Origin of the sequence: Candidatus Thioglobus sp., assembly GCF_029243085.1 — a bacterium.
In the GTDB taxonomy this organism is placed as follows: domain Bacteria; phylum Pseudomonadota; class Gammaproteobacteria; order PS1; family Pseudothioglobaceae; genus Thioglobus_A.
The window spans coordinates 11,406-32,285 of sequence record NZ_JAQWSS010000037.1; the positions used below are offsets into that span (position 1 = coordinate 11,406).

The window sequence follows — 20,880 nt, forward strand, 5'->3', positions numbered from 1 at the left end:
TCATTGAATAATAAGGTTATTTACCATGATTGCCTTAAAGCATATTATCAGTCAAACTCAACATCCGTATAATAACAGAACCTTTTTTGTAACTATTTTTTTTCAATATTGCTAAATTCAATTAAATCTCCTCAAGATATTAAACAACTGGATTTAACCCAGTTGCAATCTCTAGCGGATGAAATTCGTGAATTTTTGATTGAAAACATTCAAAAAACAGGTGGGCATCTAGCGTCGAACTTAGGCACTGTTGAAATAACGCTGGCCATGCATTATGTATTTAACACACCTAATGACAGCTTTGTTTTTGATGTAGGTCATCAAGCTTATACTCATAAAATTCTAACTGGACGTCTTGACAGAATGCATTCTTTACGTCAAAAAGACGGACTGTCAGGTTTTACCAAGCGTGCTGAAAGCGAGCACGACAGTTTTGGTGCCGGCCACTCTTCCACCTCTATTAGTGCTGCACTTGGCATAGCCATTGCCAATAACATTCTACAAAACCACAATAAATCAATTGCTGTTATTGGCGATGGCGCTTTAACAGGCGGCATGTCGTTTGAGGCACTTAATCATGCTGGTGATTCTGATGCAGATCTACTGATTATTTTGAATGACAACGATATGAGTATCTCTAAAAATGTCGGCGCCATGAATAAATATTTAACCAAATTAATTTCTGGTAAGACTTATTCCACCATGAAAAGCAAATCTTTAGGATTTTTAGAAAAAATGCCAATGGTTCATGAATTTGCTAAGCGATCAGAAGAGCATTTAAAAGGCATGGTATTACCAAGTACTCTATTTGAAGAGCTGGGCCTTGATTATTTTGGCCCTATTGATGGACATGATTTACCAACTCTGGTTAAAACATTACAAAACCTAAAGGTTCAAAATAGGCCGCGTTTATTACATATTATCACCAAAAAAGGCAATGGCCTTGAAAGTGCTGAACAAGACCCTTGCAAATTTCATGGCGTTACACCTTCTGAAACAACAGCAAGCACCCTGCCAAGTTATAGTAGTGTATTTGGCCAGTGGCTGAACGACACTGCTAGCAATCATACAAACTTAATTGCCATTACACCTGCAATGTGTACAGGCTCAGGCATGAGTAAATTTGAACAAAAATTTCCAAATCAATATTTTGATGTTGGCATTGCTGAGCAGCATGCAATTACTTTTGCTGCTGGTTTGGCGACTCAAGGCTTAAAGCCTATTGTTGCTATTTACTCAACCTTCTTACAACGTGGGTATGATCAGCTTATTCATGATGTTGCCTTACAAGATTTAAACTTGGTATTTGCCATTGATCGTGCAGGCCTTGTTGGTAGTGATGGTGCTACTCATGCAGGGTGTTTTGATTTAAGTTATTTACGCTGCATCCCCAACCTCACCATCATGTCTCCCAGCAATGCCAAACAAATGTATCAAATGTTAAATACAGCATTTAATTCATCTGGTACAGTTTGTGTACGCTACCCTAGAGGTGCTTCTAATGTTAAAAACTATACAAGTATTGAACAAATAGAAATTGGCAAGGCCGAGGTTATTCGCCGAGGCTCTGATGTTGCCATTCTTGCCTTTGGAACCATGCTGGAAGCTGCACTTGATGCAGGCAATAAAATTAATGCGACAGTAGTTGATATGCGTTTTGTGAAGCCACTTGATGAAGCACTACTCATTGAACTGACCAATGATCATACTCAATTTATTTCTATTGAAGATAATGCTATCAACGGTGGTGCTGGTAGTGCAATTAGTGAATTTTTACACAATCAAAACCTTTCAATCTCGTTAAAAATTCTTGGACTGCCAGATCAGTTTACAGAGCAAGGCTCTCAGACTGAACTTTATCATCTTTACGGCCTGGATGCAGATGGTATTGTCAATGCAAGCTATTCATGAAGAAAATACTTAAACGTTACAGTCCTAATGCAGGTGATATTAAAAAGCATAAGCGCCTAGGCTGGTTAAGTGAACACTTGCATGATCCTAGTTTGTGGAACTTTAATCGAAAATCAATTTCTAAAGCGTTTGCAGTAGGTCTTTTCTGTGCCTTTATCCCAGTGCCATTTCAAATGCTATTAGCAGCGCCAGTGGCTGTTATTGTGAGTGCCAATCTACCCTTATCAATTGCATTAGTGTGGATTACCAATCCAATTACCATGGCACCTATCTATTATGGATGCTATAAGTTAGGCGCTTGGCTATTGGGTGTACAAATAGAATCTGACTTTGTAGTGTCACCAGAATATATCTGGCAAGTCTTTGATACCATTTGGCAGCCGTTTTTATTAGGTTGTTTGATTGTATCTACATTAAGCTCGATCATTGGATACTTTGGCATACAGTTAATTTACCGCTATCGCGTTTATCGGCGTCTTCGCTAACTATAAATTGTCTAAATTAAGCTTTAGCTGAGCTCTAATTTTCTCTTCTAGAGCGTCCACTAGGTTTTCATTAGTCACTTTTGTGTAAGTTTTTCCATCGACATACATCAAATTTGGTTCACCACCTGTTAAACCCACTGATACTGCTTTTGCTTCACCAGGGCCATTAACCACACAACCAATAACTGCCGCATCAATCGGCTCATTAATATCTTCTAGGCGCGCTTCTAGCTCGTTAACTACCTTTACGACATCGAATTTTTGACGTGAACATGAAGGACAAGCAATTAAATTAACGCCCTTCTGTCTTAACCCTAAGGATTTAAGAATATCAAAGCCAACACGCACTTCATCAACAGGATCAGAAGCTAGAGAAACACGAATGGTGTCACCGATACCCTCTGCTAATAACAAACCTAAGCCTATGGCAGATTTAACCGTGCCTGAACGTAATGAACCTGCCTCAGTAATACCTAAATGTAGTGGGTTATCAATTTGAGAAGCCAGCTGTTTATAAGCAAATACCGTCATAAAGATTTCACTAGCCTTAAGAGATATTTTATAGTTATCAAAATTAAGTCGATCTAAGATGTCGATATGTCGAAAAGCTGACTCTACCATCGCCTCAGGTGTTGGTTCAGTATACTTCTTTTGCAGATCCTTTTCGAGTGAGCCTGCATTAACACCAATCCTAATCGGAATACCATGATCTTTGGCTGAGGCCACCACTTCACGAACTCGATCTTCACGGCCAATATTGCCAGGATTTATGCGTAAACAATCAGCCCCATATTCTGCTACCTTGAGTGCAATTTTATAATCAAAATGAATGTCAGTAATGAGTGGAATATTAGCTTGCTTTTTAATTTCTTTAAAGGCTTCTGCCGCCTCCATCGTAGGTACAGAAACCCGCACCAAGTCAGCACCAGCATTCTCAATTGCTTTGATTTGTTGTACTGTTGCTTCAACATCTGTTGTTTGTGTATTTGTCATACTTTGAACTGAGATTGGTGCATCGCCCCCAATAGCTACATTGCCAACAAAAATTTGACGGGATTTTCTTCTAGTTATCGTATGTATTGGCTTCATTGCTGTTCAAATGTTTGAATAAGTTCATCTAGTCCTTTGTCACTTTTGACTCGAGAGTCAATCTTGGGCTGATAGGTTTGGTTAGATTTAATTATAATACTACTATTAGTAGTAACGGTTGGCTTTTCACCTTTACTAATCACAATTAAGGTTTTGCTATTAGCCTCTTGAGTGAACGTTGAAAGGTTTTGAACAATAGTATATAAGACTATTAATACAATAGTTAAGCCTAAAATCCAGATCATTAATTTAGGCTTCTTTTTAGTTTTTCGGGGATAGTAGTCAATTCCGTCTAGCATCAGTACGCTTAGTTTTATCTTTAACTTTACCAGCTAATTGACCGCATGCTGCGTCAACATCTTCTCCCCGTGTACGACGAGTCATTGTACGAATACCTTGCGAAAACAAAATATTTTGAAACTTCTCAATCGTCCTGACACTAGATACTTGATATTCTGATTGAGGGAAAGGGTTAAATGGAATTAAATTAACCTTAGCAGATACGCCTTTTAATAATTTAGCCAACTGTTCGGCGTGCTGCTGGGAATCATTCACACCTTTGAGCATAACATATTCAAACAAAATATGACGCTCTTGCGTGCCAGCATTCAGATAGACATCGCAAGCTCGCATTAACTCTTTAATAGGATATTTCTTATTAATGGGTACCAGCTCATCACGTAGATCATCGGTTGGCGCGTGTAGAGAAATTGCCAAACTGACTGGCACCCTCTCACTCATTCGCTCCAATGCAGGCACAACACCTGAACTAGAAATAGTCACTTTTCGGCGAGACAATCCAAAGGATAAATCATCTAACAATAAATCACAAGCACTATAAACTGCCTCCTCATTAAGCATCGGTTCACCCATACCCATAAATACGACATTAGAAATTCGCTTGCCACTTGACGTTAAATGCAAATTAGCAATTAAAACTTGAGCAATGATTTCCGCTGTTGATAGATTTCGATTAAAGCCTTGATAACCAGTTGAGCAAAATGTACAAGCTAAGGCGCAACCTACTTGAGAAGAGATACATAAAGTGCCGCGATCTTTTTCAGGAATATAGACCATTTCAACATTGTTTTCACTGCCCATGTCAATCACCCACTTCACTACCCCATCAAGCGCATGATTCTTACTTACTACTGTAGGAAAATCAATGCAAGCTATTTCAGTTAACTGCTCTCTAAGCTTTTTACTTAGATTAAGCATTTGATTAAAATCAAATACATGATCTTTATAAATCCATTTCATTATTTGCTTAGTACGATAAGGCTTTTCACCCAATTTAGCAAAAAAATCGTTCAGAGCTTGTTGGTTATAATTTAATAGATTTTGCTTCTCGTTCATAATAAAAATAGTCAAGAAAAAAGTATATTAATTTTACAAGATAAGCTTGCACTACTCAGAAAATATTTAGACGTAAAAAAAGCACCCGAAGGTGCCTTTTATCAATTAACAATGAATTAATTAACCGTTAACTGCATCTTTAAGGGCTTTACCCGCTTTAAATGCAGCTACTTTAGAAGCAGCAATTTGAATTGTGTCGCCTGTTTGTGGGTTGCGACCTGTACGTGCAGCGCGATCTCTAACCACAAATGAACCAAAACCTGTTAGCTGAACACCATCACCACCAGCCATGGCGCTCGTAATTGCGTCAGTCGTTGCATTAAGTGCACGACCTGCATCTGCCTTTGATAAATTTGCTGCTGATGCAATTGCATCAATTAATTCTGATTTGTTCATATTTCCCCTCGATATACTAAAAAAATTAAATTTTGATTGATGACAAACTAAATAGAGTTCAGTTTGTAACAATTAGCATTTATTATAAAATAAAAAAACCTGTTAAATCAAGCGTTTGCAAAAAAAAAACAAGCTAGCATTTCGACCTATTTATTCATTTCTTTTAACGTTCTTTGCTTATCTCTCTGCCAATCTCTAGACTTAACATCTTGACGCTTATCATGCGCTTTTTTACCTTTAGCAACGCCAATCTCAAGCTTAACACGACCGCGCTTCCAATACATTTTTAACGGCACGACAGTTGCGCCTTTTTGTTCAATTTTTTCTCGAAGTCGGTTAATTTCCAAACGATTAAGTAATAATTTTCTAGTGCGTGTAGGATCAGGGTTTACATGAGTGGAGGCACTTTGCAAAGCTGAGATATGCGCACCAAATAAAAACATTTCTCTATTTTTTATAATGACATAACTTTCTTTAATTTGGACTTTGTTTTCACGCAGGCTTTTTACCTCCCAACCCTCTAAAGAAAGTCCAGCTTCAAGTGTTTGTTCGATAAAATAGTCATGACGTGCTTTTTTATTCAGTACGATCGTATTCGAACTTGTTTTAGATTTTTTGGATTTTTTTGCCATGCATCAACTCTCTAAAAGTGCTCTTGTGCCTTATTCAGCTGAGCAAATGTACCAATTGGTTAATCAAGTTGACGATTATCCAAAATTTCTCAACTGGTGCTCAGGTGCCTCTATTTTAAAGCAAACTAGCGGGCAAATCATAGCCTCGGTTGAGATTAATAAAGCTGGATTAAATCAAAGTTTTACTACTATTAATACACTTACATTAAATCAACGAATTGATATGAGTCTTAAAGAAGGGCTGTTTAAACAACTCAATGGCGCTTGGATATTTACCAAACTTAATGATAATGCGTGTAAAGTTGAGCTTAATCTAAGCTTTAGCTTTTCTTCTAAAATAGTTGATATGGCAATCTCGCCCATATTTACCAATATTGCCAATTCTCAGCTAGAAGCTTTTATTGCTAGAGCCAAGGTAGTTTATTGATGCTGTATGCTTTTAACAAGCCTTTTGGCGTCTTGTGTCAATTCAGTGGCGAAGGCGATACACTGGCTAATTATATTACTACTAAAAATATCTATCCAGCAGGAAGGCTTGATAAAGATTCTGAAGGTCTATTGTTGTTAACGGATGATGGAAAACTTCAGCACAAAATCTCACATCCTAAATTTGACAAAGAAAAAACCTATGTTGTTCAAGTTGACGGTCAAATAACTAACGATGCCATTCATCAGCTTTGTCATGGCGTTAAGCTCAAAGACGGTCTAACTAAGCCTGCTAAAGCAGCTATTATCGACGAACCAGACTGGATCTGGCCTAGAACCCCTGCAGTTAGATATCGAAAAGACATTCCCACTTCTTGGATTCAACTAATAATCACTGAAGGTAAAAATCGCCAAGTAAGACGTATGACGGCTCATGTTGGATTTCCAACCTTACGCCTAATTAGAACTCAAATTGGTGATTGGTCTTTAAATAATCTTGATTCAGGAAACTATGAATCCCTTTGAATTAAGCTATAACGCACTAATGTGTACCAGTATTGTTGAAAAAATTGACTTGGTTGATCAGCTTCAGGAATTAAAAAATAAAAAATCCCTTAATTTTCAATCAACCTATAGTATTAATCCCGTTGAACATCCCGGACGACCCATTAAACCAACACTAGCCAGATTTAATTCTATGCCAAAAAGAGGTAAATCTGATCTTGGATTTATTGAAACCATTCATGCAATTTGCCATATTGAATTTAACGCAATAAATCTAGCACTAGATGCAGCTTACCGCTTTAGAAATATGCCAGCCCAGTTTTATCAAGACTGGATTCAAGTGGCTTTTGAAGAGTCACAACATTTTCAATTACTAAACAATTATCTAATAGAGCTTGGGTATCAATATGGAGATTTTCATGGGCATAATGGCTTGTGGAAAATGACGCATGAAACCAATTATGATGTATTGGCAAGAATGGCATTAGTGCCTAGAGTATTAGAAGCCAGGGGGCTGGACGCCACTCCTAAAATTCAAAAACGATTTAAAAAATCTAAGTTTACAGCCATGGTTGATTTATTAGATATCATCTTTAATGATGAAATTGGTCATGTGAAGATTGGCAACTTTTGGTTTCATTATTTATGTCAAGAGCGAAAATTAGATCCGATGATTACTTTTGATCAAATGATCCAGCGACATATTGGCGAAGATTTACGCGGCCCGTTTAATCTTGAAGCAAGAAAATTAGCAAATTTCAATTTGTCGGAAATCAACTATCTAAAAGCACTCTAACTTGTACTATATCTACCTTAGAAAATCAATTAAAAGCTAGTCAAGCGCAGACAACCACTGATTAATTGTCAACACTAAATCGTTAGCTGTATCTCCTTCTTTATAATAATGATCGGCATTGGCAATAACCTTTTGATCACTTTGATTATTATTGGCAAGACTCATTAGCCATTTTCGCTCTTCTGCTGAACGTTTTACGCCTGAAAAATCTTTCTCACCATAAACATCTAGTACGGGTTTGAGCATAATATCAAGTGGCATACGTTTAATAACCTTTTGCTTGTAATCTGTAGCACCCATACCGATACCAACATAGGCTTTAATTTTATCATCGCCATATTTATCAAAATAACTCATAGCCATATGCGCACCACAACCGTGCGCAATTAGAATGACATTGTCAATACCTCGTTGCTCGTAAAATTCAATAGCCGCATCAATACGCTCATGCGCATACGGGAAAATTGGGACATAATCATAATAAGTTGCTTGTTTGTCGAGCACTGGCATTTGTACAGATAAGCTATGCCAGCCTTTGTCCGCCAACCCAATACGGAGTGGCTTAATAGTACTCTCCCAATTAGCGTGATATCCACGTGAATGTAGGACAATCACGCCGCCTTTAGGATTTTCCACATCAGCTTCCATATAAATACTAAACACCTCTTTATCATTAGACAAAGGTAAGTATTCAACATCCCCATCCATGACCGCTTCTTCAATTTCACCAATCATACGAACTTCACGTGCGTAATCAGGCTTAACTTCCGTAAATTGATTGTAGAGTTTTTGCAATGAAGTCGTATCAAATCCTTCTAATTTAGGCAATTCAGGAAATTTTGGCAATTGAGAAAAATCAGGAAAACTTGAAAGTTTATCTATGGATGGCAAAAAGGCTGAGACATTCATTGAAAAACTCAGTACTGATATAATAATAATTTTATTCCACATATTTTTTATTGAGTTGCTCCAACGCTACTTTAGCATCTGGATGGTTATTTTGAGTTGCACGATTAAACCAATAATAAGCTTGTTTGATATCACCCTTTTCCAGCATTAACGAGGCTAGATTGTACTGAGCATATTCGTCTTCCTGCTTGGCAGCTATTAGCCACCATTCTTCTGCTAATTTAATATTTTTCTCTACGCCTTTGCCATCATAATAGAGCATGGCTAATTCACTTTGAGCATACGATAAGCCTTGTTTAGCTGATTTTTCAAACCACTCAAAGGCTTTTCGCTCATTTTTTTCTGCGCCTAAACCGTGTAGATAGCTTAAGCCAATATTATTTTGCGCAGCACTATGTCCGCCGTCAGCGGCACGCATCATCCAATTAAACGCATCGTCATTACGACCTGCTTGTGAATAATCGTAGCCAATTTGATACCAACGATCAAATCTTGTTTCAGCTAGCGCGAAAGAAGTTGTTAAAACATAAAAAAGGGACGCCATAAGCATCCCTTTTTTTAAAACAATGGTTAACAAGTTACTTAACTGTTAGACCCAAAAGTTTCCAATCGTTCATACCACCACGGTAGTATTTGATTTTACTTTGTGGGTAACCCATCGTTAATAGTGCACGTATAGCCGCAGGCGACTGTCCACACCATGAACCATTACAGTACAAGTATAACGTCTTAGCATTGTCGTAGTTTAATACGCCATCCATATCTACAACGCCAAACTTATCCGTTAGGATTTCTACAACAGCCATAGGATCTTTAGCTAACGCCTTAGAGTTAAGCTTAGTAAATGGTACATTTACTGCATGTGGAATCATGCCTTTTTTAGCCCAACCCTTTGTACGTGCATCAATCACTAACTGTGTTGTGTCACCACCTGCAATATCACGCGCAGCGTGAATTACATCTAGCTCAGTTACTGTTTCAACCGCTGCAGGCGCGAACGGTGCAGTTGGTTGAATACAGAACGGCGGACAAGGACGTGAAGTCTTTGCAAATGCCGGATCTACCATATTGCCATTGTCAGCATTACGAGAGATACCTGCAATTTCCAAAGTACCCTTAACGATACCAACTGGTTTTCCAGCTTTTTTTACAGTCTTAGCTGCAGAAGAGCCGTTATTCCAGTTATGGTCAGCGCCTAAAAAGTCTGCTGATTGAGCTGAAAAAGCCAATGTTGAAATTACAGCTGCTGCTAATAATTTAATTTTCATATTAATCTCCTAGATTAAAAAGCACTCGTGTAGAGTGCTTTTATGAATCAATTACTTAGTAGTTAAACCTAAAGACTTCCAAGAATTCATACCACCACGGTAGTATTTAATCTTGTTCTCAGGGTAACCCATAGTTAATAATGCTCTAATTGAAGCTGGAGACTGACCACACCATGAACCATTACAGAACAAGTATAAAGTCTTGGCATTGTCGTAGTTTAATACGCCGTCCATATCCTTTACGCCAAATGTATCAGTCATAATTTCTACAACTGCCATAGGGTCTTTGGCTAACGCCTTAGAATTAAGCTTTGTAAATGGAACGTTTACTGCGTGTGGGATTGTACCTTTCTTAACCCAACCTGGTGTACGTGCATCAACAACCAATACTGAAGTGTCGCCACCAGCAGAATCACGTGCTGCATGAATTACGTCTAGTTCAGTTACTGTTTCAACTGCTGCAGGCGCGAACGGTGCAGTAGGCTGAATACAGAACGGCGGACAAGGACGTGAAGTCTTTGCAAACGCTGGATCGATTGTTGCTTTATTATCTTGGTTACGTGAAATACCCGCAACTTCCATAACGCCTTTAACGATACCAACTGCTTTGCCTGTTACTTTTTCTGCAAAAACTGGTGTTACTGATAATGCTGCCGCAACAGCTGTACTTACTACTAATGTTTGAAGTTTCATACTTCTCTCCTCTTTCTTATATAAAAAATTACTCATTATGAGTTTGTTATTAACAACTTCTCCAACCGAGCAAGAAATTGTAAATTCTGTAATTAATCGCAGCTAGGCTCTTCTTCTAAGTTGTGATTAGCGAAAAAATCCATGACACATTCTTCTTTTGCATCTTCTTCTGCGCCATCACAAAAATTTTGTGCGCCATCACGAATAACTTGCTTTTGAGCCTCTGTTGCATCTGCAGCTAGTGGAGCTACTGTCTCACCATCCATGTGTGCAAATACTGTTGTTGTCATTAAAAATGCAAATAATACGGCTAATTTTTTCACTTTATCTCCTTTGTAATAGGTTTAAAGTGCTATTTATACCATGATGAGCCAAATTATCAAGTTATTTTCAATGTATCTGTATACCCTAATACTCTAATATCAATAATGATTACTGTTTCTAATGTTTGTCCATGGCCAAATTAGCTAACTCATCTGCCATTTCATTCCCTTCATCACCACTATGACCTTTAACCCAATGCCAATGCACATTGTGCCGTATGTTTAATACATCCAGTCGCTGCCATAAATCTACATTTTTAACCGGTTTTTTGGCAGCTGTTTTCCAACCTTTAGCTTTCCACCCCTTGATCCAATCATTGATACCATTCATCACATATTTTGAATCAGTAAATAAATCAATATCAATACTGCTAGATTTAATAGCCTCTAAGGCCTTAATGGCAGCCATTAACTCCATGCGATTGTTGGTAGTCTCTTTTTCACTACCGTGAAGTTTTTTATCATGATCACCATAACGTAACCAAACACCCCAACCACCTATGCCAGGATTACCTCTACAACCGCCATCTGTATAGATAATAATTTTTTCCATATTATTTATTAGTATCTACGTTAATTTGCAGCCAATATTCTAGTAATGCCAAATGCCACAGTCTTGAACCGTTCAGTGCTGTCATATATTGCTCTGGTTTGTTAATCACTTTTTGTACAAACGCTTGATCAAACACACCGCGATTAATACACTGACTAGAAGTTAGGATGTCAGCCATAAACTCTAAAAATTCACCTTGTACATATTTAAGTGCCGGCATTGGAAAATAACCTTTTTTACGATCAATCACGCTGGCTGGTAATAACGGTCTTGAAATTTTCTTGAGTGGGTGCTTTCCCTCTTCAGCCATTTTTAAACTCGGTGGCATGCTTAGTGCATGCTCCACCAGTTGATAATCCATAAAAGGGACGCGCGCTTCTAAACCCCAGGCCATGGTCATGTTATCAACACGCTTGACTGGATCATCTACAATCAAGCGGGTAATGTCTGTGCGAAATACTTTATCCATAAATTCATCTGCATTGGCTTTGGCAAATTCTTTATTAAGCCATGTTTGCGTATGATTGCCCGAATGATATTGCTTATTAACCGTTTGCAAATATTCTTCATAGGGTCTATCAACATAGTGCTTAGAGAAGCGCTCGACTTCGGAGCCTGATTCAGCTTGCATACGTGAATACCAAAAGTATCCTGCAAAAGCCTCATCTGCACCCTGACCTGATAACACCACTTTTATGTGTTTTGAAACCTGCTCAGAGAGTAAATAAAAGGCTACAGCATCCTGGCCGACCATTGGCTCATTCATGTTGGCAACCGCTTCTCCTAATCTTGGCAATACTTGCGAATTGCTCACCACATATTTTTCATGATGGGTATTGAACTTTTTAACAATCTGATCTGAATATTCAAACTCCGAACCAGCCTCATCACCTATATCTTCAAAGCCAATGGAAAAAGTACGAATATCTTCATGGCCTGCCTCATGTAACAAGGCTACCAATAATGAAGAGTCTAACCCACCAGATAGCAACACGCCAATCGGTACGTCAGCTGCATCCATTCTTTTTAATACGGCTTGAGTTAAAAGATCATGCGTTTTTTCAATATACTCTTTATTGGATAATTCAATTTCGGGACGTTGCGCTTTGGGCTGCCAATAAGTTCTTTCTTTAATCTCACCATTCGGTTTAATAATTAACGTTGTTGCCGGCTTGATTTTTTTTACACCCTCAAGAATGGTGTTTGGCGCTGGTACTACGGCGTGCAATGAAAGTTGCTGCTGTAAAGCCACTGAGTTGATATCTGTATTAGCACCAATAGCCACTAAAGACTGAGTGTTTGATGCAAAACTAAAAGCTTTGTCGGTTAAATTAAAGTAAAGTGGTTTAATGCCCATTCGATCTCTAGCGACAAATAAATGTTGTTGTTTTTTATCCCAAATACAGAACGCAAACATACCATCTAGGTGGTTCACACAATCCTCACCCCAATGATGATAAGCCTTGATAATAGTCTCTGTATCCGAATGCGAGAAAAACTCATAGCCTTTTTTGCTTAGCTCGGTACGCAACGCTTTATAGTTATAAATTGTGCCATTAAATACTAACACCAAATCTAACGCTTGATCCACCATTGGCTGTGCACCAAAGTTTGACAAATCGATAATGCTTAAGCGCTGATGACCAAAGCCTATGGTTTCATCAATCCACTCGCCAGAACTATCTGGACCGCGACGCGCAATTTTTTGCATCATGATATTCAGATCTTGAGAGTTTACTGCCTGTTGATCAAATCTTAGTTGTCCACAAATACCGCACATATTTTTAAAAGCCCTTAGGGTGTAGAAAATGTAAAATAGCTTATTTTATCAAGTATTTCAATCGAGTTATGCCACAAACACTTTATGACAAACTAATGAGCGCACACGTGGTGCGCGAAGAAGCAACTACAGCGTTAATATACATCGATAGACAGCTGATTCATGAGGTGACTTCACCGCAAGCATTTGAAGGTTTAGAGATAGCCAATAGAAAGCCATGGCGTTTAAATGCCAGTATTGCTGTACCAGATCACAACGTACCCACGACTGATCGCTCAAGTGGTGTAAGTGGTATTGAAGATCCTATTTCAAAATTACAAATCGAAACATTAGATAAAAATTGTGAAACATTTGGTATTAATGAAATTCAAATGAATGACATTCGTCAAGGGATTGTTCATGTCGTTGGTCCTGAACAAGGAGCCACTCTGCCAGGCATGAGTATTGTTTGTGGCGACTCACACACCTCTACTCATGGCGCATTAGGAGCGCTTGCGTTTGGCATTGGTACCAGTGAGGTTGAGCATGTGTTAGCCACTGGTTGCTTATGGCAAGCAAAATCGAAAAATCTAAAAATCGAAGTAAATGGAACACTTGATCAATATGTTAGTGCCAAAGATGTCGCACTTTACATTATTGGCCAAATCGGCACTGCCGGTGGTACTGGCTTTGCCATTGAATTTGCAGGGAGTACCATTCAAGATTTAAGCATTGAAGGTCGTATGACTTTATGTAATATGGCGATTGAAGCTGGCGCACGTGTAGGTATGGTAGCAGTTGATGACAAAACCCTAGAATACGTTAAAGGTCGCCCAATGGCACCAACAGGTGAGCAGTGGGATAAAGCAGTAGAATACTGGAATACACTACATTCTGATAAAGATGCGCATTTTGATCAAGTGATCAGTCTTAACGCTAAAGATATCAAGCCTCAAGTCACTTGGGGCACTTCTCCTGAAATGGTAATTGCTGTTGATGGCACTACTCCTGATCCAGATCAAGAAGTAGATTCGGTTAAGGCTGAAAGCATTAGAAACGCTTTAGATTATATTCATTTGGAAGCCAACACACCAATCAACACGGTTGCAATTGACAAGGTATTTATTGGCTCATGTACCAACTCTCGTATTGAAGATTTGCGTGCTGCTGCTAGTGTTTTAAAGGGTAAGAAAATTGCCCAGAATATCAAGCTAGCTTTGGCAGTACCAGGATCGGGGCTGATTAAAGCGCAAGCAGAACAAGAAGGGCTTGATAAGATCTTTACTAGTGCTGGGTTTGAGTGGCGTGAAGCAGGTTGCTCAATGTGTTTAGCCATGAATGCAGACAAATTAGAGTCTGGAGAGCGTTGTGCCAGTACTTCTAATAGAAATTTTGAAGGTCGCCAAGGCCAAGGGTCATTTACACATTTAGTTAGCCCTGCTATTGCAGCTGCTAGTGCTATTGCCGGTCACTTTTCGGAGGTGAAATAAATATTATGGAAAAATTTACAACCTTAACATCAATCGCTGCACCTCTTGATCGTGCCAATGTAGATACAGATGCCATTATTCCTAAGCAATTTTTAAAGTCAATTAAACGCTCTGGTTTTGGGCCAAACTTATTTGATGAGTGGCGTTACGAAGATCATGGCGAAGTAGGTATGGATAATTCTAAACGCCCACTCAACAAAGAGTTTGTTCTCAACAAGGATGAATACCAAGGTGCGCAAATATTACTAGCGCGTGAAAATTTTGGCTGCGGATCATCTCGTGAACATGCGCCTTGGGCGCTAGAAGATTATGGCTTTAAAGCAATCATTGCACCAAGTTTTGCGGATATTTTTTATAATAATTGCTTTAAAAACGGCATTCTTCCCATTGTTCAAGATAACAAGATCATGGATGAGCTTTTTACAGTTAAGGGCGATATCACTATCGACCTTAACACTCAAAGTATACGCGCCAATGATAAAGAGTACCATTTCGAAGTCGATGAAGAGCGTAAACGTCGCTTAATGAATGGCTTAGACGATATTGGTCTAACACTGCAATATGCTGATGATATTAAAGCTTTTGAAGTACAGTATTTCAAAAACTATTCTTGGCTTTAGCCACAAATCATGATTGGTCGCCTAACCGGGAAAATTCTGGAAAAAAATCCACCTGAAGTCTTACTTGAGGTGAGTGGTATTGGTTATGAAGTACTATGCCCAATGTCAAGTTTTTATGAAATGGGTGACACTGAGGATATTTCATTGCATACGCATTTTCATGTCAAAGAAGATGCACACACTCTATATGGCTTCATTTCTAAAGATGAGAAAACTTTATTTCGAGAACTGATCCGTGTGAATGGTGTTGGTCCAAAAGTAGCGCTTGCCATCCTTTCACATCTCAATGTCGCCTCACTCATGAATGCGGTTGCTAATGAAGATGACGCGTTACTGGCCAAAACCCCGGGTATTGGTAAAAAAACAGCGCAAAAACTCATTGTTGAACTTAAAGATCGTCTTGCGAAATTAGAATTACTTGGTTCAAACCATCAAACTATTACCTCGAGTGTCAATATCAATCCGAATACTCAGAAAGCCTCTCAAGCATTGCAAGCACTTGGATTTAAATTGAAAGAATCTGAAAAAATGCTAAGTGCCATTCAAGATGACTCCCTTTCCACCGAAGAATTGATTCGTCAAGCGCTACAAAACAAATAGACTCATTAACAAAAATCTTGAAAATAATCCAAATAGGCTAATTTAGATGGATTAAAACACTTAAAAAAAGACTAATTTCGGCCTTTTTTGACATAAAAAATAGATAAAACGCACTATTTTTCTAAAATATTGGAAATTTTACCCACGAGAGTTTTTTCTGAATTTTCCCATCCAATTGATAAATTCATAGTTAATCAAGTATAGGCAGGGTAGCAAAATAAGCGTCATTAATGTGCCAAACAATAAGCCATAACCCAATGCTAATGCCATTGGTTGCAAGATGTAGTCGGTTCCGCCAATACCATAAGCCAATGGAATAATGCCTGCTAGTGTCGTCAAACTGGTTAATACTACCGCTCTAAGCCTATCTTTAGCACCCTTGACAATCCATTGGTGCAATGACATTTTATTGACGACTTTATTCTTAAGATAATTTAAATGTGAGACGAGCACCAAAGAGTCATTAACAATCACCCCTACGAGTGCCAAAACACCTAATATCGCAAAGAAACTCAACGTTTCTCCATGAAAAAAGAATGCCCAGATAACACCAATAACTGAAAAAGGAATGGCGCTCAGGATTAGCAATGGCTGTGTATATGAATTAAACAACAATACTAGCAATAAGAAAATACCAAATATAGCCATAATAAAGGCTTGCTTAAAACTAGCCATGGATTTCTTAGTTTCCTTAGCGCCACCTTCAGAAATAGCGCGTACCGATATAAAATTCTTCTCCAGATCTAATTGTGCCAAAGCCTCTTCCATAACAACAGCTGTAGAGGTTACTTCATCTTCAATGCTAGCACTCACCACAACTGATCGAAGGCCATTGTAATGATTAAAATCTGGCTCTCCAACAATCTCTCTAATACTAGAAAAATTACTCAGTGGAATAACGCGACCTTGTTGATTGACTACCTTCAAAGATTGTATAAATGCTTCTGATTGCTGTAAATCGCCAAGATAAATTCGGAAATTAACATCATTCTGCCCTTCTCTGATGTTGGTCACATTAATACCGGTAAAGGCGGCTCGAAGATAACGATTAACAGTGGTAAAGTCAATATTAAGACGAGCCATTTTTTCGAAATCAAGCTTAACTTCGATCCGATCTTTGCCCGGATCGTCATCTCGATTGACGTTAGTTACCCCAGATAAATTTAATAAAATCTCTTCTAATTGATCTGCAGCACGCTTATTTTCATTGCTATCTTGACCAATTAAGTTAATTTCAATATCTTCACCTTGGGGAGGGCCTGGTCTTCTTACAGAAAACTTTAATTTTTCTATTTGGTCAATTTCAGCGGCCCCTGCTTTTAATGATTTCAGAATTGTTTTAGAATCTTGAACTCGTTGTGAAGCAGGCGTTAACTCAATGGTAAATTTGGCCTTATGAGAAAAGTATTTACCCACATCGGTCGTAACTGAAACTAGCTCATCACCAACAACACGAGTAATTAACAACTCTACTTGTTTTGCTTTAGCCTCAGTATTAACTAATGAAGATCCAATTGGCATCGTCATACGTGCACTGATAGTATCTACACCCACTGATGGAAATAAAGAAAATTTCATTTGTGTCGTAGCAAAATACAATGAGAATGCTAGCACCATACTAAAAATTATTACCACCCAATAACGCAGTTTTAAAATTTTAGTTAAAAATAGCTCAAATTTATCTTCAAAATATTCAAACCAATTGTGTTGCTTTTGTTTCTCTGTTGCACTGGCTAAATGCGCAGGGAGCGCCAAAGATACTTCTAAAAAAGATAAAACCAAAGCAAAGATAACCACTATTGGAATGACATAAATAAACTTACCCATCGTGCCACCCATCAAAAACATAGATGAAAATGCTAATATCGTGGTCAAAATAGTTGTTACCACTGGCATGATAACACGCTTAAATCCTTGAACAGCAGACTCAAACCGATTTACGCCTACTTGCTTATAATGATGAATACTCTCTGCAACAATGATTGAATCATCTACTACAATGCCGAGCACTAAAATCATCGCCGCTAATGATACTAGGTTGATTGTTTCACCTGTGATACCAAGTAGCGCTACGGTTCCAAGAAGGCTGACAGGTAGGCTGATTGCCACCCAGAAGGCCGTTTTGAAAGATAAAAATATACCTAGTACTACTAACACCATTAGCAGACCAATGAGTCCATTATTGATCACAATTTCCAAACGATTTCTAACGTATTTAGATAAGTCTGAAGAATAAAAGATATCAATCTGATTGTTGTGTTTGATGATCATATCGTTCATATGATTCTTAACCAAGTCAACTGTGGTTATAACATCAGCTTGTGCTTGTTTTTTTACAAGCAAAATAAAACCCTTCTTGCCATTCACTCGAACAATGGATTTTTCTTCAACATTGCCACTTTTAATATTGGCAATATCTTTTAGTCGAACCACCAAGCCTTCAAATGTAGATTTAACAATAACGTCACCAACATCGTCAGCCGCATCAAATTTTGATAAAACAACAATGGTTTTTTCGTGTTGGCGTTGGTGATTACTGCCCACCGTATAACGCTGATTTCGTTGAGTAATCGCATTCATCACTTGCGGCAATGACAATTCAAATTGATAGAGTTTTTCAGGATCGATATGAATTTGAATTTCTTTATCCAAATAACCTTGCTTGTTAACCTCAGAGACGCCATCAATCAGTTCAATTGATTTAGCCAGATCATCTACGACATTTCTAAGTCGTGCATAATCTAACTGCTCACTACCAATACTGATTTTTAACACACTTTTTCGTGAAGTTTTACGATCAGTGACTCTTGGCAAATCAACCACTTCTTCAGGCAAGGATTTGATGCGATTAACCGCATTGCGAATCTCTTGCTTGAGCTCTGAAATGTCACTAACATCTTGCGAAAGTGTCACAACAATGGAAGAGGTTCCGGCTCGTGAAGTTGAAGTGAACTTATCAATACCGGAAATATTGCTTAACTCATCTTCAATAACATTCGTGATATTTTGCTCAACATCTTCAGGAGAAGCGCCTGGGTACGATGTAACAATAGACATCACTTCAAAATCCACTGCAGGAAATTGATCGCGCTGTATATGGTTAAGACTCAATAAGCCAAGCGCAATAACACTGATGGTAAATGCCAGTGCTAGTTTCTTTTGACGAACTAAAAACTCAAGAATACTGTTCATAAGTCAACAGTATACCAAGGCTAAAGTTTATCTGGCCTTAGTGTGTTTAGAAATTTACTTACCGCGTGAACGCTTACGCTCAACTTCCTTAAGCAGTCGCTTACGAATACGAGTGAAGTTTGGTGTAATTTCTACCAATTCATCGTCATCAATAAATTCTAGAGCTTGTTCAAGATCTAATTTAATTGCAGGTGTTAACGATACTGCTTCATCTGTACCAGAGGCACGTACGTTAGTTAATTGCTTACCTTTCATCACATTGATCACAAGATCTTTGTCACGCGCATGAATACCAACAACCATACCTTCGTAGACTTCCGTATTGTGCTCAACAAAGAATTTACCACTCTTTTGTAGGTTAAAGATAGCATAAGCAACAGCCTTACCTTGATTCATTGAGATTAATGAACCATTTGAACGCTGACCAATATCACCTGGCTTTTGTGGTTTGTATGAATCAAAGGTTGAGTTCATTAAGCCAGTACCAGTTGTTGCTGTTAAAAACTCTGTTCTAAAACCAATTAAACCACGAGCAGGAATGTTAAAGTCTAATTTAACACGGCCATTACCATCCGGCTCCATGTTAGTTAATTCACCCTTACGCTCACCCAATTTTTCCATCACTGTACCCTGGTGCTGAGTTTCAACATCAACACTTAGATCTTCAAATGGTTCGCAAACAACGCCATCAATCTCTTTTAAGATAACTTGTGGACGACCCACAGCCAACTCAAAGCCTTCACGACGCATGGTTTCAATTAGTACCGATAAGTGTAATTCACCACGGCCCGATACAATAAATTCTGATGGATCTTTAGTGTCTGCAACACGAAGGGCTACGTTGTAAATAAGCTCTTTATCTAGACGATCACGAATGTTTCTTGAAGTAATATACTTACCATCCTGACCTGCAAAAGGCGAGTCGTTAACTCTAAAGGCCATTGATACTGTTGGTTCATCGACACTTAATGGTGGCAGTGCTTCAATAGTTTCAGGGTCACACAATGTGTCAGAAATTGAGAGGCCTTCAATACCCGTAACACAAACAATATTACCTGCTTCAGAAGCATTAGTATCTACCTTATCAAGACCTAGAAAGCCTTGAAGGTTGGCAATTTTAGCTTTTCTTTCAACGCCATCTGCACCAACAACTACCACCTGTTGGTTCTTTTTGATCGTACCACGAGTAACTCGGCCAATACCAATTGCACCCACAAATGATGAATAATCTAGTGCAGTGATTTGCATTTGCAATGGTGATACAACATCTACTTCTGGTGCTTTCACATGTTCAACAATAGTTTCGAACATTGGCAACATGTCACCTTCACGCACATCGTCTTCCAAAGAGGCATATCCGTTAATACTAGAAGAGTAAATAACTGGAAAATCTAGTTGTTCATCAGTTGCGCCTAATTGATCAAATAACTCAAACACTTGATCAATTACCCAATCAGGGCGGGCTGCATCTTTATCAATCTTGTTAACTACAACAATTGGACTAAGGCCTTGTTCAAAAGCTTTTTTAGTTACAAAACGCGTTTGCGGCATAGGGCCTTCTTGCGCATCAACTAATAATAATACCGAATCCACCATAGATAGCACACGCTCAACTTCACCACCAAAATCGGCGTGTCCCGGGGTGTCTACAATGTTAATGTGATAATCTTTCCACTTAATAGCAGTATTCTTAGAAGAAATGGTAATGCCACGCTCTTTTTCAAGGTCGTTTGAATCCATCATACGGTCAGATGACTCGAAGCGATCGTCGAACGTTTCTGATTGCTCCAATAATTTGTCAACTAAGGTTGTTTTACCGTGGTCAACGTGAGCAATAATGGCGATGTTTCTAAGTTTAGTATTCATGCGTATGAGAAT

General features: G+C 38.4%; 22 protein-coding genes. 8 read left to right on the plus strand and 14 right to left on the minus strand.

Features of this window, described 5'->3' with window-relative positions; genetic code table 11:
- Positions 1 to 105: 105 nt before the first annotated feature.
- Together dxs and P8M52_RS02045 are read left to right on the plus strand one after the other, a co-directional pair.
- A complete protein-coding gene (gene dxs / locus P8M52_RS02040) occupies positions 106 to 1,911 on the plus strand; it encodes a 1-deoxy-D-xylulose-5-phosphate synthase (RefSeq protein WP_300306692.1) in 1,806 nt (601 codons plus the stop codon).
- Entirely contained in the window at positions 1,908 to 2,396 is a 489-nt protein-coding gene (locus P8M52_RS02045; RefSeq protein ID WP_300306612.1) for a DUF2062 domain-containing protein, read from the plus strand. The genes dxs and P8M52_RS02045 overlap by 4 nt, the downstream gene beginning before the upstream one ends.
- Here the strand turns inward: P8M52_RS02045 and ispG are convergent, their stop codons facing one another.
- The 5 genes from ispG to smpB all read right to left on the minus strand — a co-directional run bounded on the left by ispG (position 2,397) and on the right by smpB (position 5,869).
- Entirely contained in the window at positions 2,397 to 3,485 is a 1,089-nt protein-coding gene (ispG, locus tag P8M52_RS02050) for a flavodoxin-dependent (E)-4-hydroxy-3-methylbut-2-enyl-diphosphate synthase (protein WP_300306615.1), read from the minus strand. It abuts the gene before it with no gap.
- A complete protein-coding gene (locus P8M52_RS02055; protein ID WP_300306618.1) occupies positions 3,482 to 3,784 on the minus strand; it encodes a hypothetical protein in 303 nt (100 codons plus the stop codon). Before P8M52_RS02055 ends, ispG begins: the two co-directional genes overlap by 4 nt.
- A complete protein-coding gene (rlmN, locus tag P8M52_RS02060) occupies positions 3,768 to 4,841 on the minus strand; it encodes a 23S rRNA (adenine(2503)-C(2))-methyltransferase RlmN (RefSeq protein WP_300306621.1) in 1,074 nt (357 codons plus the stop codon). The genes P8M52_RS02055 and rlmN overlap by 17 nt, the downstream gene beginning before the upstream one ends.
- 120 nt (positions 4,842 to 4,961) lie before the next feature.
- Positions 4,962 to 5,252, minus strand: a complete 291-nt coding sequence (locus P8M52_RS02065) for an HU family DNA-binding protein (RefSeq protein ID WP_300306695.1) — start codon at positions 5,250 to 5,252, stop codon at positions 4,962 to 4,964.
- 131 nt (positions 5,253 to 5,383) lie between these two features.
- Positions 5,384 to 5,869: an SsrA-binding protein SmpB gene (gene smpB, locus P8M52_RS02070; protein ID WP_300306624.1), complete on the minus strand. Its 486-nt coding sequence runs from the start codon at positions 5,867 to 5,869 to the stop codon at positions 5,384 to 5,386.
- Between smpB and P8M52_RS02075 the strand changes: the two genes are divergently transcribed.
- From P8M52_RS02075 to P8M52_RS02085, 3 genes are read left to right on the plus strand one after another with little or no spacing between them, the layout of a single operon-like run.
- On the plus strand, positions 5,868 to 6,296 hold the full coding sequence (locus P8M52_RS02075; RefSeq protein WP_300306627.1) for a type II toxin-antitoxin system RatA family toxin: 429 nt from the start codon (positions 5,868 to 5,870) through the stop codon (positions 6,294 to 6,296). The two genes, smpB and P8M52_RS02075, sit on opposite strands and share 2 nt — an antisense overlap.
- Entirely contained in the window at positions 6,296 to 6,820 is a 525-nt protein-coding gene (locus P8M52_RS02080) for a pseudouridine synthase (protein WP_300306629.1), read from the plus strand. Before P8M52_RS02075 ends, P8M52_RS02080 begins: the two co-directional genes overlap by 1 nt.
- Positions 6,807 to 7,595: a ferritin-like domain-containing protein gene (locus tag P8M52_RS02085; protein WP_300306632.1), complete on the plus strand. Its 789-nt coding sequence runs from the start codon at positions 6,807 to 6,809 to the stop codon at positions 7,593 to 7,595. Before P8M52_RS02080 ends, P8M52_RS02085 begins: the two co-directional genes overlap by 14 nt.
- A gap of 36 nt (positions 7,596 to 7,631) precedes the next feature.
- Here P8M52_RS02085 and P8M52_RS02090 read toward each other — a convergent pair whose 3' ends face one another.
- The 7 genes from P8M52_RS02090 to P8M52_RS02120 form a co-directional block, all read right to left on the minus strand.
- On the minus strand, positions 7,632 to 8,504 hold the full coding sequence (locus P8M52_RS02090) for a DUF3530 family protein (RefSeq protein ID WP_300306635.1): 873 nt from the start codon (positions 8,502 to 8,504) through the stop codon (positions 7,632 to 7,634).
- A 31-nt stretch (positions 8,505 to 8,535) separates the two neighbouring features.
- A complete protein-coding gene (locus P8M52_RS02095; RefSeq protein WP_300306638.1) occupies positions 8,536 to 9,048 on the minus strand; it encodes a tetratricopeptide repeat protein in 513 nt (170 codons plus the stop codon).
- Between the two features lie 34 nt (positions 9,049 to 9,082).
- Positions 9,083 to 9,772 carry a rhodanese-like domain-containing protein gene (locus tag P8M52_RS02100; protein WP_300306640.1) on the minus strand — a complete coding sequence of 230 codons (690 nt, stop codon included), beginning with the start codon at positions 9,770 to 9,772 and terminating at the stop codon, positions 9,083 to 9,085.
- Positions 9,773 to 9,823: 51 nt separating this feature from the next.
- Complete coding sequence (locus P8M52_RS02105; RefSeq protein WP_300306642.1) at positions 9,824 to 10,465, minus strand: rhodanese-like domain-containing protein; 642 nt, start codon at positions 10,463 to 10,465, stop codon at positions 9,824 to 9,826.
- Positions 10,466 to 10,557: 92 nt separating this feature from the next.
- Positions 10,558 to 10,788, minus strand: coding sequence for a hypothetical protein (locus P8M52_RS02110; RefSeq protein ID WP_300306644.1), 231 nt, complete (start codon positions 10,786 to 10,788; stop codon positions 10,558 to 10,560).
- Between the two features lie 118 nt (positions 10,789 to 10,906).
- On the minus strand, positions 10,907 to 11,341 hold the full coding sequence (gene rnhA / locus P8M52_RS02115) for a ribonuclease HI (RefSeq protein ID WP_300306646.1): 435 nt from the start codon (positions 11,339 to 11,341) through the stop codon (positions 10,907 to 10,909).
- Position 11,342: 1 nt separating this feature from the next.
- Positions 11,343 to 13,121 (minus strand): N-acetylglutaminylglutamine amidotransferase, encoded by a 1,779-nt coding sequence (locus P8M52_RS02120; protein WP_300306649.1) that lies wholly within the window; start codon positions 13,119 to 13,121, stop codon positions 11,343 to 11,345.
- Between the two features lie 68 nt (positions 13,122 to 13,189).
- Here P8M52_RS02120 and leuC point away from each other — a divergent pair, with 68 nt between their 5' ends.
- Genes leuC through ruvA form a run of 3 tightly spaced genes read left to right on the plus strand, consistent with a single transcriptional unit; the run spans position 13,190 to position 15,810 of the window.
- Positions 13,190 to 14,590, plus strand: a complete 1,401-nt coding sequence (gene leuC, locus P8M52_RS02125; RefSeq protein WP_300306651.1) for a 3-isopropylmalate dehydratase large subunit — start codon at positions 13,190 to 13,192, stop codon at positions 14,588 to 14,590.
- A 5-nt stretch (positions 14,591 to 14,595) separates the two neighbouring features.
- Positions 14,596 to 15,210: a 3-isopropylmalate dehydratase small subunit gene (gene leuD, locus P8M52_RS02130; RefSeq protein WP_300306653.1), complete on the plus strand. Its 615-nt coding sequence runs from the start codon at positions 14,596 to 14,598 to the stop codon at positions 15,208 to 15,210.
- Positions 15,211 to 15,219: 9 nt separating this feature from the next.
- Positions 15,220 to 15,810 (plus strand): Holliday junction branch migration protein RuvA, encoded by a 591-nt coding sequence (gene ruvA / locus P8M52_RS02135; protein WP_300306655.1) that lies wholly within the window; start codon positions 15,220 to 15,222, stop codon positions 15,808 to 15,810.
- Between the two features lie 138 nt (positions 15,811 to 15,948).
- Here ruvA and P8M52_RS02140 read toward each other — a convergent pair whose 3' ends face one another.
- Together P8M52_RS02140 and typA are read right to left on the minus strand one after the other, a co-directional pair.
- Positions 15,949 to 19,002 (minus strand): efflux RND transporter permease subunit, encoded by a 3,054-nt coding sequence (locus P8M52_RS02140; RefSeq protein WP_300306657.1) that lies wholly within the window; start codon positions 19,000 to 19,002, stop codon positions 15,949 to 15,951.
- A 54-nt stretch (positions 19,003 to 19,056) separates the two neighbouring features.
- Positions 19,057 to 20,868, minus strand: a complete 1,812-nt coding sequence (gene typA, locus P8M52_RS02145) for a translational GTPase TypA (protein WP_300306659.1) — start codon at positions 20,866 to 20,868, stop codon at positions 19,057 to 19,059.
- Positions 20,869 to 20,880: the final 12 nt, after the last annotated feature.

What these genes read in the sequence shown, in the direction of transcription:
- P8M52_RS02055 (WP_300306618.1), bottom strand. Translation starts at nt 3,784, where the DNA reads ATGCTAGACGGAATTGACTACTATCCCCGAAAAACTAAAAAGAAGCCT.
- leuC (WP_300306651.1), top strand. Translation starts at nt 13,190, where the DNA reads ATGCCACAAACACTTTATGACAAACTAATGAGCGCACACGTGGTGCGC.
- ruvA (WP_300306655.1), top strand. Translation starts at nt 15,220, where the DNA reads ATGATTGGTCGCCTAACCGGGAAAATTCTGGAAAAAAATCCACCTGAA.
- leuD (WP_300306653.1), top strand. Translation starts at nt 14,596, where the DNA reads ATGGAAAAATTTACAACCTTAACATCAATCGCTGCACCTCTTGATCGT.
- P8M52_RS02100 (WP_300306640.1), bottom strand. Translation starts at nt 9,772, where the DNA reads ATGAAAATTAAATTATTAGCAGCAGCTGTAATTTCAACATTGGCTTTT.
- P8M52_RS02140 (WP_300306657.1), bottom strand. Translation starts at nt 19,002, where the DNA reads ATGAACAGTATTCTTGAGTTTTTAGTTCGTCAAAAGAAACTAGCACTG.
- rnhA (WP_300306646.1), bottom strand. Translation starts at nt 11,341, where the DNA reads ATGGAAAAAATTATTATCTATACAGATGGCGGTTGTAGAGGTAATCCT.
- smpB (WP_300306624.1), bottom strand. Translation starts at nt 5,869, where the DNA reads ATGGCAAAAAAATCCAAAAAATCTAAAACAAGTTCGAATACGATCGTA.
- P8M52_RS02080 (WP_300306629.1), top strand. Translation starts at nt 6,296, where the DNA reads ATGCTGTATGCTTTTAACAAGCCTTTTGGCGTCTTGTGTCAATTCAGT.
- ispG (WP_300306615.1), bottom strand. Translation starts at nt 3,485, where the DNA reads ATGAAGCCAATACATACGATAACTAGAAGAAAATCCCGTCAAATTTTT.
- P8M52_RS02105 (WP_300306642.1), bottom strand. Translation starts at nt 10,465, where the DNA reads ATGAAACTTCAAACATTAGTAGTAAGTACAGCTGTTGCGGCAGCATTA.
- P8M52_RS02090 (WP_300306635.1), bottom strand. Translation starts at nt 8,504, where the DNA reads ATGAATGTCTCAGCCTTTTTGCCATCCATAGATAAACTTTCAAGTTTT.
- P8M52_RS02120 (WP_300306649.1), bottom strand. Translation starts at nt 13,121, where the DNA reads ATGTGCGGTATTTGTGGACAACTAAGATTTGATCAACAGGCAGTAAAC.
- P8M52_RS02045 (WP_300306612.1), top strand. Translation starts at nt 1,908, where the DNA reads ATGAAGAAAATACTTAAACGTTACAGTCCTAATGCAGGTGATATTAAA.
- P8M52_RS02095 (WP_300306638.1), bottom strand. Translation starts at nt 9,048, where the DNA reads ATGGCGTCCCTTTTTTATGTTTTAACAACTTCTTTCGCGCTAGCTGAA.
- P8M52_RS02075 (WP_300306627.1), top strand. Translation starts at nt 5,868, where the DNA reads ATGCATCAACTCTCTAAAAGTGCTCTTGTGCCTTATTCAGCTGAGCAA.
- typA (WP_300306659.1), bottom strand. Translation starts at nt 20,868, where the DNA reads ATGAATACTAAACTTAGAAACATCGCCATTATTGCTCACGTTGACCAC.
- P8M52_RS02085 (WP_300306632.1), top strand. Translation starts at nt 6,807, where the DNA reads ATGAATCCCTTTGAATTAAGCTATAACGCACTAATGTGTACCAGTATT.
- rlmN (WP_300306621.1), bottom strand. Translation starts at nt 4,841, where the DNA reads ATGAACGAGAAGCAAAATCTATTAAATTATAACCAACAAGCTCTGAAC.